General features: G+C 36.6%; 21 protein-coding genes. 4 read left to right on the forward strand and 17 right to left on the reverse strand.

Features of this window, described 5'->3' with window-relative positions; genetic code table 11:
• Window positions 1-2: 2 nt before the first annotated feature.
• From B7C41_RS17225 to B7C41_RS17265, 9 genes are all read right to left on the reverse strand, one after another.
• The gene (locus B7C41_RS17225; RefSeq protein ID WP_085300189.1) at window positions 3-971 is read right to left on the reverse strand and encodes an LpxL/LpxP family acyltransferase; all 969 of its coding nucleotides are present in this window, start codon (window positions 969-971) and stop codon (window positions 3-5) included.
• 4 nt (window positions 972-975) lie between these two features.
• Window positions 976-1,707, reverse strand: a complete 732-nt coding sequence (locus B7C41_RS17230) for a glycosyltransferase family 2 protein (protein ID WP_085300190.1) — start codon at window positions 1,705-1,707, stop codon at window positions 976-978.
• Window positions 1,704-2,087: an ApeI family dehydratase gene (locus B7C41_RS17235; RefSeq protein ID WP_235839764.1), complete on the reverse strand. Its 384-nt coding sequence runs from the start codon at window positions 2,085-2,087 to the stop codon at window positions 1,704-1,706. The genes B7C41_RS17230 and B7C41_RS17235 overlap by 4 nt, the downstream gene beginning before the upstream one ends.
• The gene (locus B7C41_RS17240) at window positions 2,080-3,450 is read right to left on the reverse strand and encodes an AMP-binding protein (RefSeq protein WP_085300191.1); all 1,371 of its coding nucleotides are present in this window, start codon (window positions 3,448-3,450) and stop codon (window positions 2,080-2,082) included. The genes B7C41_RS17235 and B7C41_RS17240 overlap by 8 nt, the downstream gene beginning before the upstream one ends.
• On the reverse strand, window positions 3,443-4,036 hold the full coding sequence (locus B7C41_RS17245) for a COG4648 family protein (protein WP_235839765.1): 594 nt from the start codon (window positions 4,034-4,036) through the stop codon (window positions 3,443-3,445). Before B7C41_RS17245 ends, B7C41_RS17240 begins: the two co-directional genes overlap by 8 nt.
• A complete protein-coding gene (locus B7C41_RS17250; RefSeq protein WP_085300193.1) occupies window positions 4,036-4,284 on the reverse strand; it encodes an acyl carrier protein in 249 nt (82 codons plus the stop codon). Before B7C41_RS17250 ends, B7C41_RS17245 begins: the two co-directional genes overlap by 1 nt.
• A gap of 24 nt (window positions 4,285-4,308) precedes the next feature.
• On the reverse strand, window positions 4,309-4,566 hold the full coding sequence (locus B7C41_RS17255) for a phosphopantetheine-binding protein (protein WP_085300194.1): 258 nt from the start codon (window positions 4,564-4,566) through the stop codon (window positions 4,309-4,311).
• Window positions 4,559-5,254 (reverse strand): lysophospholipid acyltransferase family protein, encoded by a 696-nt coding sequence (locus B7C41_RS17260; protein WP_328590811.1) that lies wholly within the window; start codon window positions 5,252-5,254, stop codon window positions 4,559-4,561. The genes B7C41_RS17255 and B7C41_RS17260 overlap by 8 nt, the downstream gene beginning before the upstream one ends.
• Before the next feature lie 70 nt (window positions 5,255-5,324).
• Window positions 5,325-6,059 carry a beta-ketoacyl synthase chain length factor gene (locus tag B7C41_RS17265; RefSeq protein ID WP_085300196.1) on the reverse strand — a complete coding sequence of 245 codons (735 nt, stop codon included), beginning with the start codon at window positions 6,057-6,059 and terminating at the stop codon, window positions 5,325-5,327.
• 157 nt (window positions 6,060-6,216) lie between these two features.
• Between B7C41_RS17265 and B7C41_RS17270 the strand changes: the two genes are divergently transcribed.
• Both B7C41_RS17270 and B7C41_RS17275 read left to right on the forward strand, forming a co-directional pair.
• Window positions 6,217-6,936: a 4'-phosphopantetheinyl transferase family protein gene (locus tag B7C41_RS17270; RefSeq protein ID WP_158089155.1), complete on the forward strand. Its 720-nt coding sequence runs from the start codon at window positions 6,217-6,219 to the stop codon at window positions 6,934-6,936.
• Window positions 6,929-7,747 carry a hypothetical protein gene (locus B7C41_RS17275; protein WP_085300198.1) on the forward strand — a complete coding sequence of 273 codons (819 nt, stop codon included), beginning with the start codon at window positions 6,929-6,931 and terminating at the stop codon, window positions 7,745-7,747. The genes B7C41_RS17270 and B7C41_RS17275 overlap by 8 nt, the downstream gene beginning before the upstream one ends.
• A 210-nt stretch (window positions 7,748-7,957) precedes the next feature.
• Here B7C41_RS17275 and B7C41_RS17280 read toward each other — a convergent pair whose 3' ends face one another.
• The 5 genes from B7C41_RS17280 to B7C41_RS17300 form a co-directional block, all read right to left on the reverse strand.
• Complete coding sequence (locus tag B7C41_RS17280; protein WP_085300199.1) at window positions 7,958-8,350, reverse strand: hypothetical protein; 393 nt, start codon at window positions 8,348-8,350, stop codon at window positions 7,958-7,960.
• 33 nt (window positions 8,351-8,383) lie between these two features.
• Window positions 8,384-8,986 carry a hypothetical protein gene (locus B7C41_RS17285; protein ID WP_085300200.1) on the reverse strand — a complete coding sequence of 201 codons (603 nt, stop codon included), beginning with the start codon at window positions 8,984-8,986 and terminating at the stop codon, window positions 8,384-8,386.
• A gap of 92 nt (window positions 8,987-9,078) precedes the next feature.
• Window positions 9,079-10,452: a sensor histidine kinase gene (locus tag B7C41_RS17290; protein ID WP_085300201.1), complete on the reverse strand. Its 1,374-nt coding sequence runs from the start codon at window positions 10,450-10,452 to the stop codon at window positions 9,079-9,081.
• Complete coding sequence (locus tag B7C41_RS17295) at window positions 10,445-11,122, reverse strand: response regulator transcription factor (RefSeq protein ID WP_085300202.1); 678 nt, start codon at window positions 11,120-11,122, stop codon at window positions 10,445-10,447. The genes B7C41_RS17290 and B7C41_RS17295 overlap by 8 nt, the downstream gene beginning before the upstream one ends.
• 319 nt (window positions 11,123-11,441) lie before the next feature.
• Window positions 11,442-12,248 (reverse strand): hypothetical protein, encoded by an 807-nt coding sequence (locus B7C41_RS17300; RefSeq protein WP_085300203.1) that lies wholly within the window; start codon window positions 12,246-12,248, stop codon window positions 11,442-11,444.
• Between the two features lie 282 nt (window positions 12,249-12,530).
• Here B7C41_RS17300 and B7C41_RS17305 point away from each other — a divergent pair, with 282 nt between their 5' ends.
• Window positions 12,531-13,376 carry a hypothetical protein gene (locus tag B7C41_RS17305; protein ID WP_143764449.1) on the forward strand — a complete coding sequence of 282 codons (846 nt, stop codon included), beginning with the start codon at window positions 12,531-12,533 and terminating at the stop codon, window positions 13,374-13,376.
• 59 nt (window positions 13,377-13,435) lie between these two features.
• Here B7C41_RS17305 and B7C41_RS17310 read toward each other — a convergent pair whose 3' ends face one another.
• Together B7C41_RS17310 and B7C41_RS17315 are read right to left on the reverse strand one after the other, a co-directional pair.
• Window positions 13,436-14,683 (reverse strand): hypothetical protein, encoded by a 1,248-nt coding sequence (locus B7C41_RS17310; RefSeq protein ID WP_085300204.1) that lies wholly within the window; start codon window positions 14,681-14,683, stop codon window positions 13,436-13,438.
• 234 nt (window positions 14,684-14,917) lie between these two features.
• On the reverse strand, window positions 14,918-15,691 hold the full coding sequence (locus B7C41_RS17315; protein ID WP_085300205.1) for a type 1 glutamine amidotransferase domain-containing protein: 774 nt from the start codon (window positions 15,689-15,691) through the stop codon (window positions 14,918-14,920).
• A gap of 215 nt (window positions 15,692-15,906) precedes the next feature.
• Here B7C41_RS17315 and B7C41_RS17320 point away from each other — a divergent pair, with 215 nt between their 5' ends.
• Window positions 15,907-18,108, forward strand: coding sequence for a winged helix-turn-helix domain-containing protein (locus B7C41_RS17320; RefSeq protein WP_235839766.1), 2,202 nt, complete (start codon window positions 15,907-15,909; stop codon window positions 18,106-18,108).
• Here the strand turns inward: B7C41_RS17320 and B7C41_RS20200 are convergent.
• Entirely contained in the window at window positions 18,098-18,247 is a 150-nt protein-coding gene (locus B7C41_RS20200; RefSeq protein ID WP_158089156.1) for a hypothetical protein, read from the reverse strand. The two genes, B7C41_RS17320 and B7C41_RS20200, sit on opposite strands and share 11 nt — an antisense overlap.
• Between the last annotated feature and the right edge of the window lie 5 nt (window positions 18,248-18,252).

An 18,252-nucleotide genomic window follows, 5' to 3' on the forward strand; every position in this document is an offset into this window, starting at 1 on the left:
AATTATTCGTTTGTTGAGCTAGGTTTTTGTTCATCACGGATAACATCTTGATCATTCTGCCAGAAGTCGAAAAAATTAAACCACTGAAATGGATATGCTAAACAATAATGCTCTAATCGCTGTGCATATTGATTAATAACTGCAGTAAGCGACTCTTGTCTGTTTTTACGAGAAAATTTCAAGGTGTCAGCAACATGTTCAAAGACAACACGATAATGCGCTTTCTCTTTTAGACAAAATAAGAAATATACCGGACAATCTAAAATTGACGCTAAAATAAAAGCCCCTTGTGAGAACGCCGCTGGTTCACCTAGAAACGAACTATATATGACTCGACCTTGCGAAGTTACACTAGTACGGTCGCCTGCAATAACTAATATTTCGCCGTTATCAATACGCTCTTTCAACAGTATTGCTAAATCAGCACCTACATGTGTCGCTTGAATGAGATCAACATTAGAATCAGCATTAATTTTTTGCATCACTTTATTAAATTCGACGGCATGATGCGTAAACACCAAAACATTAATACGAGTATCGTATCTTCCATGCCCAAGTGCTCGACACACTTCTAAATTACCTAAGTGCGAGCCAATAAAAACTGCGCCTTGCTGCTTTTCTTGTAGTTTGGCAATGGGGTGTTCTTGACTATAAATAATATGCTCTGGCGTTATTCGTCCCATCCACGCGTCTATTTTGTCAAATGCGCTTTGGGCAAAACTATAGAAATGGGCAATACCAATGCTGTGACTAAATTTTTCTGATGAGTTTTTAGTAGCAAAAATACGTTGCCAATATGCTTTAGATGCTTGCTTACTTGCCCCACCAGTGAAATATAAATAAGCCACAACAGGGTATAGAAAAAATGACAGTATTCTTCTGCCAAATAATCGATAAACAAAAAGCAGCAGTTGTATACCTAGGTAGGTACCACGCTCCTGCATTTTAGACCAGTGTTTAGCTTCTGACATTGGTTTATCTAAACTTTCTAAAAATTAATTGCGGTATGCGTGGCAACATACCAAAAAATAAACGGGTATGCATCCACGAAATAAGTATATTGTCTTCTAGTGCCCTAAAATGGGAAACACCATGCTCAGGGTAATCTACAGCAGTATCAATAAATCGTAAATCTATATCTTTCCAGAAAAGTTTCACCATCACTTCAATATCAAAATCCATGCGTTTACCCAATTTTTTTTGCTGTAGCAACTGCACGGTTGAAGCCAAAGGATAAACTCGATAACCACACATGGTATCTTTTATCTGAAAAGATAATGTTTCAATCCATACCCAAAAGTGGGTGATATTACGGGCATAGTATCGGTGCTTAGGAATGGATTCATCATAAATAGGTTTACCGCTAATAAGCGCTTCTGGAAAATTTTTAGATTCAGTTATTAGCTTGTTGACGTCGCCTAAATCATGTTGGCCATCAGCATCAACTTGCAAAGCATGGCTGAAACCTTGTTCAAAAGCAGTACGTAAACCAGTTTGTACCGCACCACCTTTGCCTTGATTATTTTGATGTTCGATCACACTTAAATTAGGGTGTTTTTTCGATAAGTCACGGAAAAACTGTGTCGCATCAGCGCTACTGCCATCATTAACCATAATAATTGGCAGGTTAAATTGCATTAACTTAGCCATTAATTCATCTAATAAGATTGTATGATTATAATTAGGAATAACAATACAATAGCTCACGACGCGTCCTCAAAAACGATTCTTCCTGAGGCGTGCTGGCCTTTTTCTGAAGTATAAGAAAATAGCACTTTATTTGCTGTTTTTCTGGTTAGCGCTAGGTTAAGTTTTTGTCCTGGAATGATCACTACTTGAAACTTTAACACTTCAATATTTTTTACTTCAAGTTCAGTTAATGAGAGCTTTTGTTTACAGTATTCAACAGCCCAGTGCAGTTGAACAACACCAGCTAAAATTGGCGCATTTGGAAAGTGACCTTGAAAATAATCTAAGTCAGATGGGATATGTAGCTGCAATTCTACTCGATCATTGTCAACGTTTACCGCTAACACTTCAGGCCAAATTTTTACTAAATCGTTATTAGCATGCATAACATTAGTCAAACAGCTTCTCCAAATCGCTTAATACCAGTTTACCTTGCGAATTATACGGGTATTCATCTAAATATCGCCATTTTTTTGGTAAACAAATACGTTCAATGTCATTTAATAATTGTTGTTTTAAGGCATTGTTAAGCGCTAACTTGCCATTTTCAGCTAAGTATTGCTGCCCAACAGGCGTTAATATCAAAATGGCTGCCAATATCTTTCGTAAACCAGAAGATTTATTATTTATAACAATTATGCGTGCTTCTAAGATCCAAGGTTGCGCGGTTAAATTTCGCTCAACCTGATTCAAGTTAACCCTTTTTTCTTCTATTTTAATTGTTCGATCAACTCTTCCTTTCAGGAGAAAATGTTGAGAGTCAAGCAGTTCAACTTTATCGTCAGTTAAGTAGGGCTGTTCATCGACATAAGGAGAGAAGATCTCTAAACGCTGCTGATCTGCTGAAACTTGTAGCGTAATTTCAGGAAAAACTTGCCATGGTTCATTATTCGAATGTTGCCCACAACGCCAAGCTATACCGCCCGTTTCAGTACTACCATAAACTTCTGTTGGTGCAATTTGCATTTGTTGAAATAAGGTTTGGCTTGTTGACATTGACAACAAGCCACCAGAACTAAAAATAACACTAAGATTTTGCGACTGTGTTGCTAAAACATTATCTAACGCTAGTCTTTGCAAATGTGCCGGACTCGAAATAAGCGTCACACTATTAGGTAATTCAGAATACTCTTTCGAGGCTAATTCAGTCAGCAAGTGACTAATATGTTCAGGGTATTCAAAGGTCTGGTTAATTATCGTTTTACCCAATCGTAATGGCAGTAAAACCTTAAATAATAAACCGTATATATGTTGATGAGAAACTGTACTCACAAAAGCATCGGTGGCATTAAGCAGATCGGAAAACTCACTTTTTAAGGTCTCGACTTCTAAGCTCAACTGGTGACAACTTTTGTTAATTGCTTTTGCTTGCCCTGTAGAACCAGAAGTATAAAAAGTCATCTCACCATGAAAGAGAGCAAAAAATTCTTCGCGCGTAAATTGAGTGAAATATTTGCTGGTATCTAAATCTGCCAGCTGTATTTGTTGTTTACCTGTTAAGGCGACAGAACCCGCGGTCGCCTGACATTGTTCAGCAAGCTGAGTCAAAGTGCCTGCTTGAGCATTAGGTGGCAACAACACATGTTTTTTTTCAAAAATCAGAGCGAACAACCAAACTGCAAACTGGTAACTGTCAGCATCAAAAAGTAACACCTTAGTCGCTGGCACTTTTCTAATAGCGGTTCTAGCCTGAGAAACACTTTGGCAAAAGCTTTCGAAAGTAATGAATTCCCCATTACGATAAAAACAAAAATTATTCATTGAAAGTCGAACTCATTGGCGCTTGTGAACGATGCTTCTTTTTAACTTTTAGGCGTACTATATATTCTATTAGCATTAAAGTGCCCATCAAAATATAGGATACAAAGCCATTATAAATCATCCAAATATCTAACGAGGTAAACAGCGCCGTATATAAAGAAGCCAAGCCATTACAGATAAAAAACAAACACCAAACTAAAGTAACTCTTTCGGTATATTTAATGGCTTCAGGCGACATATCTTTTTCGCTCATGCGAGCAAACGTTTCAATCACCGTTGGCGGTCTAAAGTAGGAGTACGCAAAAACCATTAGCATCGCAAAATTTATTGCCAACGGATAAAGTTTAAAACCAATACTATTATTCGTAAATGCACTAATCGCTATAGCCGAAATACCCAAAAGTGACGCAGGCACAAGCCAAGGTAATTTTTTCAAATTACTTCGCACTAATAAAACTCTAATCACCACAAAAGCAATTAAAATAGCTGCTAAATACTTAGGGCTTAAATTATTTAAGCCAATATAAACAGCAAAGGGATACATCAATAGTATCCCTGTTGTTAGTGCAGTTATAAAAAATTTCACTAGCAGATAACCAGTTTTTCAACCTCAATAACCACGTCTTCAACCGTACGAACTTTTTTGAACGCTTCAGGATCTATTTTTTTACCGGTAATGGCTCTTAACTTAACCACTAAGTCGACCGCATCTATACTGTCTAGATCTAAATCTTCGTATAAGTTTGCTTCTAATACGATATCTGCTTCATCAACTTCAAAATCATCTCTAATTATTTCGAATAAAGTTGAAAATATTTCTTCTTTGGATTGCATACTGGTTTCCTTTACAACCTATTTTTACGCTTTTGCTTTGCTTACAAATTCACATAGGGCATTTATTGACGAAAAATGCTGCTTAGTTTCTTCTGAGTTAGCATCAATTTTAACATTATAATTTTTCTTAATCGCAAGACCTAATTCTAAAGCATCAATACTATCTAAGCCTAAGCCATCAATAAATAACGCTTCATCGTCTTGAATATCAGTGATTTCAATATCTTCTAAATCTAGGGTTTCAATGATTAATTGTTTTAATTCTACTTTTAAATCACTCATATTTGCTGAGTTCCTCTCTAAAAAAATTTTCCAAATCTCGATTGTATTGCCGAACATCTTTGGAGGTTTGCGAAACATTATTTTCCGGCAAAGTAGGCGAGTGGTCCACGACCATTGCTGAGAAATGTGCTTTTGTTTTCGGTATTCTATACCAAGGTACATTTTTTGTTAATGTTGAAGGTATAACCTTTAGCATCACCGACGTAATATTTGCCTGACACCTAATAGCGATATTTGCTGCGCCACGTTGAAATTGCAATTTATCATCTAGCTTAGTTCGAGTACCTTGTGGAAAAATGATTAAATTATTACCTGCTTTTAAAGAAGCTTCACAGTCATCCAAAAGTCCTTGCGGATCAGCATTGCTAATATAACCTGTGTTACTAACAACCCCCCTTAAGAAAACATTTTTAAATAAGTGTGTTTTAACAATACAATCGGCATTTGGGATCAAAGAGATCAATACTACAACATCGATTAAAGACGGATGGTTTGCCATAATTAAATGGCCATTAAGCGACTTTAATTGCTGTGCTTTCGTTGTATCAAACTTAAATATGCCAACAAATCCCATCATGCCAATAAAAAATTTAAAAGTGTAGTGTACCGTTCTTCTTGCTATTTTTTTTTGTACTTTTTTGTCGCGAACAAGAAGCCTTTGAACAGGAAAAACAATTAATGAAAGCAACAATCCACCAACACCAAAAAATGCAAAACATATACCGGTAGCAATAACGCGCCAATAATAGTTCAACAGCTTAAACATGTTTTTCTAGCGACCAATTATAGTTATTTGTTGCTAGTAACACCTGTTGTTGAGCACTATTAAACCAATGTGAAAACAACAGTGAACTGGGTATATTATCAATTAGATTTTTAGAAAACTGCTCAAAAGAAAAACTTATATTTTGCTCACCTTCAACTAACACTTTACTTGACGGTAGAGATACCAACATAGATAGCGCATGAGATAATTGTTGCTCGTCTTGAAAGCCAAGATAGGTTTCAGGCAGTTTCTGATCTGCATGAATAAAAAGAACTTCATCCGCTAAACCCGACTTAAGTCGAGCATAGGTATCAACTAACGCCATCATAAAGCTATCTTGACCCGCTGATATGGCATTTATAGCCTGTTTATTGTTAGTTAATATGCTAAATAAGCTTGGAATGGCGTTGTGAACAGATAAGCCAAATGCAGTTGGAGAAATGGCGCTTTTATCAGCTAAATCAGCTAATAATGTTGATGTTTTTGGCAGGTCACCATGTCGGCTGGAAAAAACTATCGGTAAATCGTTTTCAATACCGTCTATTGACTCGTTAGCAACCTTTAGTGCCATTTTGGCAAATGGACTTAAACGCCGACGCTGCATTGCAGGCACAAAAGCTAATTTAGGCCAGTTTACTTGTGTCTCATCGGAGTTTACAGCTTGCTCGATAGAAAGTTCATCACAGTGAGCATGCCAAACACTCAAGTGACGTATATTGACATCCATTGTAAATTCCCGAAACGCGCCTAACTAACGATAAAATAAAGTCGGAAATGGTATAGAATAGAGGGCAACAAAGCAATTAAAACAGTTGTTTTAATAAAAACATTTCAGCTGAGCCTTCATTATCACTAAACTTGTCAACGTCATGGAGAAATTTCAATTGTTTAAACCGATTTTCACTCCAATCGAAGACCTATGTTTCATCAAACACAAAAAACATCCTTGTTACGCTTTGTATAATGCAAATAACATTGATGAAAACGACATCGCTTTTTTAGCAGCAAAATTTCTACATGAAAATGAACAAAACATTATCAAACGAAGAAAAAATATTGTCGCAAAAAAGGAGTATATCGCCAGTAGATTTTTAATAAAGTCCTATATTTCCGAGCACCTAGCTATTTCATATCAAACACTTCAACTAAGTTTTGATACAGAATCAGCACAACTAAAAGCACTATATAAGGGTAAGCCACTCGCACTCAACATTTCTTTAACTCACTCAAAAGGATTTATTTTTTTTGCAATTACTACCGATGCAATAAATGTTGCTGTCGATCTTGAGTACCAGAATACAGCAAGAGACACACAAACATTGGCAAATGCCTACTTTCATCCTGATGAAGCAAAGTGGTTGTTAGAAAGAGATCAGACACAATTTTATCGATTATGGACACTTAAAGAAGCACTAGCAAAAATAACGGCAAGCAGTGTATTAGAAGTACTAAAACAAAATACCAAGCAACAATTAGCGCAATATCATCATACAACAGGGCAATACAAAGAATTCACCTTCGCTGTAATTCAAAGCATGCCATTTATAAATCAATACTGGTACTTAATTAACCACGAAAAGGCATTACAATTGAGCCATGAGTAAACTTATAAATTATTATCGTAATAACACTTTATTTAGATGGTTTTGGTGGTTAGCGGTTGTTATCCCTGGCATTCCATTTGTTTTATTTTCCGTTGGCTTTCAGCTATACGCACATTGGCCTAGAGACTATAGCGATATAGCATCTATTGCGATAAACCCAAAAACAGAATATTTATCGCTTTCAGCTCATGGTGTAAAAGATACGACTAAGAGTTGGAGTAATGAACTACAAGAAGCTATAAAGTTTACCAACAATAAACAGCTTTTAAATTATACAAAAGAGCAAGTGAGCTTATCTTGGCAACCATTTTCTGATAACGCTTTAGTTTGCTCTGTTACCGGCAAAAAACTTGGTGAAACACTTGCTAATAAAATTACGAAGCTGTCGAATATAAAAGCGGTGCATTTAATTGGCCACAGTTGTGGCTCATTTGTAATATATGGATTGTGTCAAAAACTCAAAAAAATAAACCCATCTATAAATGTACAAACAACTTACCTTGATCCTGTTGCTATTTATTCTGGAGTTTTTTGGCAATACGGTGTGAATAACTTTGGTAATTGTGCTGATTTTAGCGATAGCTATATTGATACCAAAGATACTGTACCTGGTAGCAATGAAAACATAGAAAATTCTTATACCTTTGATGTAACCGGTTCAAGGTTAAATAGAAACCTCCCGTATTCACCGCACGCTTGGCCTACGCACTTTTATATTGAAGCTTATAAAAACCAGCAAGTTCCAATTTATTTCAATCACCAAAGTGATTTACATGAACGTTTTGATGATAACGCACTAATTAAGTGGTAATCATCGCCATTTTTCACATTAACTTGATCATGGTATACCTAATTATTAAACATACACGCTCTTTCACATCCATGTGACCGCGAAATACCGTACATCCTGTACATGCACGCTCTTTCACATCCATGTGACCGCGAAATACCGTACATCCTGTACATAAAAAAGCCATAAATAAACATTTATGGCTTTAAGTTAAATAGCTAAATTTATTAATTACTTAGTAACGTTTTGTACGTCGATAGCTCTTAATAAGTTTGTTACCCAATTAGCATATTGACGATGAATTTTTTTACCGTCATATTTTAAATTCAACGAGCTTTGGTACTCAACAGTTAAATTCTTGTCATCATGCTTAATTAAAACAACTAACTGATGTTTACGAATATCCAAAGTAGCAAGGATTTCACCTTCCGATTTCACTTTAGTTTTCCAACCTAAAGATGCTGCGGCTCTTACGATTGAACGTTCAACATCTTTCGTTGTACTAATTGATTCACCATATTGCGCAACCGGTTGGTCAATATACTGTGGAACTGGAATTGTTGACTTACAACCCGTAAGAGCAACTAATGCCAAACTAACCGCTACAATGTAAAACTTCTTCATGAGATTCTTCCTAATTAATGTTGGTAAACCAACTTACATATGATCAATAACTTCAATAGTTGCTGCTTTTTGTTTCTCAATCGCTTTCAATTTCCATTCAGGAAGATATTTATTCATTTTTGAACTAATACTATTGCTATTGTTAATAGCCCATTGTTCTGCTTTTGGACCACTTTTAACAAACTTACTATCAGCTAACATTTCTTTAAAGTCTTTAGAATCGTATTTGAACTTCGCAGTATCATCATTTCTCACTGGGTGCATTGAAAAGCGCGCTTTCCAAAAGCCCATTCTTGGGCTAACAACCGTATAATAAGTTTTACCTTCAACAACACTAGCTTTTAAGAAGTCAGCACTTTCGCCAACAACCATAAACATATGTTCACCAGGAGATGTCATATAACTAATTTTAGTATCGTTCGACACGATACCAATAAATTCAGGAGATCCAGAAGTAACGTCATAAACAGACGCTTGAATAGCTTGACCAACAAATGCAGAGCGGATAAAGACAACTTGTGCTTTCCCTGCTTGAGTATTAGTTTGCGCTTGCTCAGTAACAGGTTCCATTAATGTCGATTGACAGCCAGTTAATAAAAATAAAAACAGTACGCTAACTAAAAAATTTTTAATCATAATTTTCCCTAATAATTTATTATTTTTCCAGCGGGGAATATAGCATAGTTTTTCATTATGATTACAACAGCTTCAACTTTTTAAGCCTTTTTTTACAAAAACTTGCATATAAATTTTGCTCCTCCTTTATGATTATTTTGTACGGATAATTCACAGTTCATGCGCTTACAAGCAGCCTTAGCAATAGCTAAACCTAACCCTAAGCCACCAGTTTTACGACTACGACTTTTATCCAAGCGGGCGAATGGAAAGAAAATGGTTTCTTGAGATTCAATGGGTACTCCCGGCCCATCATCTTCGACAGAAAGCTCGAAGGCACAGTCAATTGCTTTCACAACAATTTTTACACTACTCTTGCTATGGCTTAAGGCATTTTTCACTAAATTATCGAGTAATAGCCGTAGGTAAATTGGATTGGTAGTTATCTCTACACTTTCATCTATATCGAGCTCAATATTAATATTGCTGTCAGGCTTCAGTGTTTGTAATCTTGCCGAAATAAAGGGCTTCAATTCTATCGTTTGATAAAAGTCGGCTTCATCTTCATCTTGTTTTGTATTCAGTTTTGAAAATGCGACTACTTGTCCTATTAGCTCATCAATATCGTCAATGTAGGTATCGATATTATCGAGCAGTGCTAACTGGTTTACATCGACATTATTTTTTCGCAATAGACCTGCTGCCAATTGAATACGGCTAAGCGGTGTTCGTACTTCGTGTGGAACCGCTTGTGCAAAAATTTGATTTTCTTTTACCGTGTCTGCTATTGAACCCGCCATCGTATTAAAGCTATGCGCTAGCGTATTTAAAGGCTTTGCTAACACTTCATCTGCTCTAGCGTTTAATTTTCCAGTACCAAAAGATTTCGTTGTAGAGACTAAGCCATTGATTTGTTTTTGTAACTGCCTTACTGGCCAATAAATAGTAAGAGAGATAATAAGTAATAGAATAATAACAAATAAGACAAATACAGCCTCTTCCAAACTCAAACCTGTCAGCTGCTCAATTTCTTCGTCGTCATCATTATCGCTAGCAACGTCATGAACATGTAATTTATCTGCCACTAGTAACTGCACATTTAGACGAGGGATTTGGTGAACAGCAAGTAATCGCCCTTCTTCATCTAATGCAAAAGTGTCTGTGCCGTGGATCTTTCCTAAATATTCACATCGTTGACAAATACCTTCCGTACTATCAAGTGCTATCCAACGAATATCAAAATCTTCAGTGAAAGGTAGATTAAATACATATGTTTGTGGCTGCTCTACATTATTCAGCCCAATCTGTCGATTAACCTCAGCATATATGTATTGGGAATCTCTGACAAAATCATTAACCGAATCTTGTTGCATCATATCTTCAACAACATATTGTGTTAAAGCAAAACTGAAGATTATCGCGATCAGAATGCTAATATACAGGCGAGTAAAAAAAGACAATGTGAACAAACGAGAAATGTTAACCATTGAGCAGCATATATCCCTTGTTTCTTACTGTAGTAATAATTTTGTAAGGCATTTTATCGTCGTTAAGTTTCTTTCTAAGTGCAGATATTCGCATATCTATCGAACGATCATTAAAATCATAATCAATACCTCTCAGTGCTCGACAACAGTCATCTCGAGAGACTATTTTACCGACATTGTTATCCAGTAAATGCAGCATTTCGTATTCAGAGTCGGTTAAGGCTAAAATATTTCCTTCGAGAAAAACTTCTCTGTTAACTGAATTGATATGTAATTTACTATGTTGGAGTTTCCTTGATTCGGGATTTGTAACACTAGAGCGCCTAATAAGTGCTTCAATTCTAGCGACTAATATATGTGGTTTTAATGGTTTATTTAGAAAGTCATCGGCACCAAATTTTAACAAACTAACTTCGCTCACATCGTCATCACAAGCGGTTAACACTAAAATCGGACCGAGATAGAACAGTCGTGCTTGTTTACAAATATCAAGACCGCTCATTCCTGGCAACATTAAATCTAAGACAATTAAATCAGGGTGATAGCTTTTTATCGCTGCTAGCGCATCAGCACCATCATTAATGATTTTACTTTCAAATCCTTCAGCATTTAAGTACATCGCGGTTAATCGTGATATTTCAGCATCATCTTCAACAATCAATATTTTCATTTTATTGCTATCACCTCATTTTAGCTTCAGGACAGAGTTTACTGTTAAAAACTAATAAATATAAGCTAGGCTTACATACGCTTACACGACGAATAAAACTCAAAGTCTATGTTATTTTTAAGTATCCTTTATCCGGTTAATCCGGAAAGTTTATTGTGTTGTCTATCGTTAGTTCAAATGAAAAACGCAGCTAAACTTTAACTAATTAAACTGACAAAAAATTAACGAGGCATATTTGATAATAATACAAACCAAAGAAATTAGTATAAGCAAATTCTTACTTCTTTACTAAACAGACATTAATAGTGCCTTAACGCTTTTAAGCTAATTTATCCTGCTGAGTTTGGTTGAGCTTTCCTATATTGCCATTTGATAGCTGCTTAAGTTGCGGTAAAGCAAGTGTGTTAAGTAAATTAGCATTCAATTTGTTCAATTGTTTAGCATTAAGCTTCTTTAGTTCGCTTGGCGGCAATTTATTAAGTTCTGCGATCGAAAGCGCATTGAGTTGCGCAACAGTTAGTGCTTTTTTCTTAGATTTTTTTTTGCTCGCTGCAACGTCTGACAATTCGCTACCACCGCTAGTTATAGCCCTCGAAGTTACTTCCGAATTCCTTGTATTACCACCATTATTGGCTTGTTTGTTAGCGGCGGGATTATTATTTTCGTATTGTGCTAGTTGCGCTGATAGGCTTTCCATTTTGTTGGCAAGTTTATCAATAGTTTCATGCTCACTACTCGATAGTTTTTCAATGCTAGTGTTGTAAATTTTGTCCGCCTGCTCAAACAAAGCTGTTACCTTTTTTTCTTGCTTTTGAGATAAATCTTCGCTTTCGAATAAACCGTCAAGTTGCTGATAAATTTCATCTAGATTTTTCTTTTGCTCATTTGTCATGTTCTTTTCAAGCATGGTATCAATTTTGTCTGATGTTTCATCAAGAGCTTGTATTAGCTTACCTTCGGACGAAATTTTCACACTAGACACCGAAGCTTTACTTTCAGTATTCAGCGATTGTTTATCGACACTTTTTTGTGCAATTTCACTTGTCGATTGAACTCGATTTTTTCGCTCCGTACTTTCTATATCCGGCGGTGGGTTCAAAATATTTTTATTCTGCTCTATTTCCATCTTATTTGCCTTTTTTATATTGCGGGAAATAAGTGTAAAGCAATTATTTTTAGCTAACGTAAGGAATTGTAAGCAATATTCAGTGCAAGCTCTGACATCTATCAACACATGCAAATCAAAGTACATAGACCTATCAGCAAGCGCTTATATTCTCTACACCTTAATGTAATAAAGTGACTCTTCATATCGCTGTGCTTGCTTACATTGGCTTACTTAAGAATTCAGCTAAGCAGATTAAAATGCTTAGCCATCCACTTAACTACCTTTAAGAAAGGCAAATAAATGCATATCAATAAATTTAAACAATTGAGGTTAGTTGGTCTTGGTGCAATCATATGTTTGCATGGCTGTGGCGGCAGTTCGAGTGCTCCTGTGGCGACACCAACGACACCAACGACACCAACGACACCAACGACACCAGAAAACAATATCAAGACCGTGACTAATGGCAATGTAGTTTTTGAGCTCATTTTTATGGATAAGTTATCACTACAAAACAATAACGAAAAAAGTTGGAGTAGCGAATTACAACAACCTTACATAAATGCGGCAAATAAGTGGTTATCTGCATTAACAGCCGTAGAAGGCAAAGCGTTACATACCATTAAAATGAAAATTTTCGTCAAAGCCCTTGCCGGTGGTAATGGCCAAGCCGGTCCTGACTCTGAAGAAAAAGTCGGTAACTTTTTAATACCAACCAGTGGCGAGTTAACCATAGGTAACCATACTTATGCAGAAGGTTTCGATCCTATTGAGTTCTATGCCAATATATTGCATGAAATGGGTCACATTATAGGTATTGGTTCGTATACAGAAGACTATACAAAGCTTGATGCAACATATAAAGGTAATGTCTTTAGAGTGGACGACAGTGTCGCTGTAGAAAAGTACAATGAAATATATGGTACATCTTTCAATTTCGTACCTATGAGTGATGACGGTGGTCATTTATACGATTATGTTTTGCAAGAAGATAAAAAGCGAGTGCTTGATAATGGTACTGATATCCCTCCATTAACCAAGGAGTTTATGGCCAATGGTACGGTTTTTGGTGCAGTTACATTAGCTGTGCTCGACGATATTGGTTACCAAGTTTCCTATAGTGGTACCGACTCTTATATTCCATAAAATTGGGCTTTTAAGAAAGGGATGTTTGTCATTCAATGTAACAAACATCCTTAACTCATTTATAAACTACTAGTCTCTATTGTGGTATCCGAAAATGTCATACTTTCAACAGCAGTTAAGGTATTTACACCTTCTCGGTTATCTTGCATATCTTCTACTGTCACCACGTCATTATCCTTAGTAATGGTATATTCAGCAGAGGTGCCCGAAAAAGTCACTGTATTCACCCCGGCATTACCAGTAATGTTATTATCTAGTTGATTAACAATAACATTGCTATTATTAGTACCTGTTAAAGTAATGTCTTTTAGATACTGTGAGTGATGTGTGTATTTTATATCGGCATTAAACGCCAAGCTAAAGTCACCAACAAAGCTCTCATCAATACGAGCGTTATACGTTACATATGGGTGAAAGAATTTGTTATCAACAAGCATTGCCCCTTGTGGGTCTTCTATAGCAATATCACTACGAACTTTAGCAACGTATAAGCCATTCATGCCATGTGTGCTACTTTCAGTATCTGCTCCCCATAAGCCATAATAAACGTCAATAAGTGCCGCTAAATACTCTTGGCTCAGACTATTCTCAGCGGTTAATTCTGTGATCCAATCTGATGCCCCTATACCCCATAAATTCCCTGCTGATGCGGTAACTTGAGCAGCGCGAATTTCATTCTGAAAATCGGCTTGTGCGCCAACAAAAGTAGGATTTTGGTCTACACCGATGCCAAAGTCGTGCACCATATGTAAAATTTCTTCGTAAGATGCATCACGATGATTATAGTCCTGGTTAACATACCAACTATGCCCTTCAACTTGCATTTCACCGTAGTATAAAGGTTGACCATCCAATTCAGCTGCAGCATTGGTGCCATCATCAACACCATTTAATAACAGTAATACAGCGTTATTTTCAGCCATTTTATTAGCTACTGCACTTTTATCCGCGCCATATAACGACCCCGGGTAATCAGTTAAAAAATGCTGCAATATGGCACGTGAACGAACAATCTGGTTATCTAATACGCCATCTTGTGCAACAAGATGAATAACGCCACCGTTAGGGGTATTCACTTTGGTATAACGATCGAATTTTAATGCCGTTGTATAAGTGCTTTTAAGTGCTTCTGGAACTGCAGATATACCTAAATCATTTGCTGCTGGCGTAGGGATTGGTGCTGGAGTAGGAGTCGGCGCAGGAACTGGAGTTGGAATCGGTGCAGGGGTAACTTTTTTAGAGCTACTACCACATGCGCTAAGAGCGCCAATGATCATAGTACTAATGACAATATTTCTATAATTCATGATACTTAACCTTTACTGTTTGATTATTATCAAACAGTGTATAAAACCATGGCACTAATGTTTGTAAGGCTAAGTAAGCGTCGGTTCTTAAATTCATATAAAAGGCGATGTACGACTAGTACTTCAGTCATAAATCAACATATCGCCTTGAATTTAAAAGGTTACACTCTGCTTACAAACGCTTACTTATAAACCTTTTATGACTTGTTGTTGATAGTAAAATACATACCTTAATTAATTCATTGCTAACGCTGCCAATCTTTTCAACAGCATAATAAGTTCCTTAGCCATCGGCGCAGCAGATGCGGGGTTTTGTCCAGTGACGACACGTTGATCAACAACAACATGCACTTGTCTTTTTTCTTTCGCGCTGTACGTACCAGCAAACTCGGTTAATTTATCTTCCAACAAAAATGGATAATTTCTTCTCGCCCAGCTACCTTCTTCAATATTGGCTTTTCCGGTAACTGCTTTATCAGCAATAAGCCTTTTACCATCGGATAGCCTGACATTGAGCAATGCCGCGGGGCCATGACAATCTGCAGCAACAATTCCCCCAGCTTCATAAATTTCTCGCGTCACTTCATTTGCAGCAACGTTATCAACTAAATCAAACATTGGGCCTGCACCGCCGGCAAAGTAAATTGCACGATAGTTTTTACTCATTAGCTCCGATAATGGAATACTTTGCTGCAATTGTGCTTTTAAAGGCGAGCTCTCAAGCCACAACAACTGTTGTTTTGATAGTCGACCTCGTGCTGTACCTTCTCCGCCTTCTGGACTGGCTATGTCTATTTTAAAACCCGCTTCAGCCAATAGTTGATATGGCTCTAGTACTTCAGGTAACCAGAAGCCATTTTCGTGACTTGAAACTACAATAAGTACGCGTTCACCATAAGCTGGTTTTATTGATTTCGGCGGGCTAGCAACAGCATTATTCAAAACTAACCAAAGCAAGAGCAGCAATGAACTCGTTATCTTTTGTATAGTACATTTATTTTTTCGCATTATTTTTTCCTCTAGTTTATTTGAATAGCTAAGATAAATAACGAAAAGCTAAAAGAAATGAACAAGTAAGGAATAATGATGAAAAACTTGTGACTGAGCTATGACCAACTTTAAAATCAAGTGCTTAGCAAAAAAGTTAACACTTAAGTATTTACTTATTTTGTTACTAAAATAGATCGAGTGATAGAGACTTGCTACTTACGAAGTTGCTAAAAGTGCAGTACTATATTTACGCTAATAATAAAAATAACATGCAAGGAGCCGCATTGCGCTATCTTCAGTTCAATGAACTTTATATCGATACCGATAATCAACTACTTATTAAGTCAGGTGAACAAATAGCACTGGCGCCCAAAGTTTATGATCTGCTAGTATTTTTCTGTTTAAACCAACACAGAGTTATTAGTAAAGATGAATTGATGGAGCAAGTATGGAGTGGCACCATTGTTACCGAAAATGCCATTAGTCGCACGCTAGTAAAAGTAAGAAAAGTATTGGACGACGATCCTAAGAATCCTAAGTTTATCATTACAGTACCCCGTAAAGGCTACCGAATGGTTGTCGACTTTACAGCGACAGAGCACATAGCACTAACTGATAACAATAATCGACAAAGCACGGATGAAACACTAAGTACTCCAACCTTAAACCATACAGCAAGTGATAAACACAGCTATCAACCCTTATGGGGAAAAGATTCAGCTTTTAAAGTGATCATTTTAACGATAGTGCTGTTATCAATTAGCCTATTTTTTTATGCTAGCGACTTTCAATCGACAAAAAAAATTACCGCTAAACAGATAGAGCCCTTAACACGAAAGGTAGGTGAAGAGGTTTACCCTGCAGTTTCGCCTGATTTAACGAAATTAGCCTATACTAAGCAAGGTAAAGGCCAACGTGATCACATTAATATTGAAGATTTAAAAAACAAAACTATCAAAAGCATTACGCATTCAAGAGCAAATTTGTCGAAGCCAGTTTGGTCACCCACTGAAAACAAACTCGCTTTTTTATACCAACATAATCATGTTTGTATTATTTTTTCAGCTCTATTAGACGATATTAAAAACAAAGATTCATGGCAAAAAGTCAGTGAATGTAGCGCAGATAGCAGCCCACATTTTGTCTATTCTCCTGATGGTCGTCATTTGTATTTCAATGATCGACAATCTAAAACCAATGGCTATCAAGTGTTTCGTGTTGATCTAACTAATCGACAAAAAGATATTATCAATCAGCCTATTACTAGTGGCCAAGGCAATTATTCTTTTGATATATCGCCTGATGGCGAACGTTTAGTGATACTCAATAGTGAGTTCTCACCACAAACACGTATTTATACCTTAGATATTGCTAGCACTAAACTAAGTCAAACGGCAAAATTACCTTATTTAATGCGCTCGGTGAATTGGCATCATGATAACGAGAGTATCGTGCATCCATCTCCTCATCCTGCTTATGCTTTATGGCAAAGTAATTTAGCCGGTGAAACACTTGCTGTCGTGGCAAGTAACACTTCACGAGTCAAACATGTGTCGCGAATAAATAATGGCACAGACTTTAGTTTTGTTTCTTATTTACTCAACCGAGACCTGTTTTACCAAGCTGCAAAGCAAGTTAACAACACACAAGAAGCCGCAGTTTCATTCCCGCTAGATAATTCTTCAGTGATGGATTACTTACCGACCTTGGCAAATAACTCCAACCAATATGCTTTTGTCTCTAAACGCACCACTAAGGCCGAAGTGTATATTGCGGCTATTAATGCCAATAGCGTAGAAAAAGCACAACAGTTAACTTTTTTTAATAACCCGGTAAAAATTTATCATCTAGCGTTTTCTCCAAACGATAGTCAGCTTGCTATTTTAGCTGATAATCAGATTTTCATCGTTAATACTAAGAGCCATAAAATTAAGCAGTTACCACTTGAAAACACAGCGATCAGTGGTTTGAGTTGGCGAGATGAAGGCACTTTACTTTTTTCAACTGTTAAAAATAATGACTGGCACTTCATGCAATATCAAATTGATAGCCAGCAACTGTCATCGTTACCAATAGGTTATCAGGGCGGCGTTTACTCAAGCGTAGATCAACATTATTATCTTATGTCTGATGATAGCGGGCAAATTATGAAGTTTAAAAACCTCACTGAACAGCCGATTGCAACAAAGCTCGTTTGTAGCCCTAGCTTTATCAATCGAAAAATCAATTTACAGCAATCAGGCAGTGCTATCGTATGCCAAAGTCCGGCCCCAAAAAGCGAGTTATTGACTTACAACATTAACCAAACGCTCGAATACCAAAAAGCTTGGTTTTCTCATCTAACAAAAAGTGATTTCGACAGTAATGATGACGGGATCATATACACAAAAATGAGTCAGTCCGTCGCTGATATCATGCGAACAGTTAGCCAGTAGCCAATATTAACTTAACACTCAAACCAATTAAAACAACCTCAACCAATTGATTTAAAACAACTAAAGTTATGACCACGTTAATGGTCATAACTTTTTCATTATCAATCACGTTTAAATCCTCCTTTGTTCCTTCTTTCACCAAGT

The organism is Cognaticolwellia mytili, assembly GCF_002104475.1.
Classification (GTDB): Bacteria; Pseudomonadota; Gammaproteobacteria; order Enterobacterales; family Alteromonadaceae; genus Cognaticolwellia; species Cognaticolwellia mytili.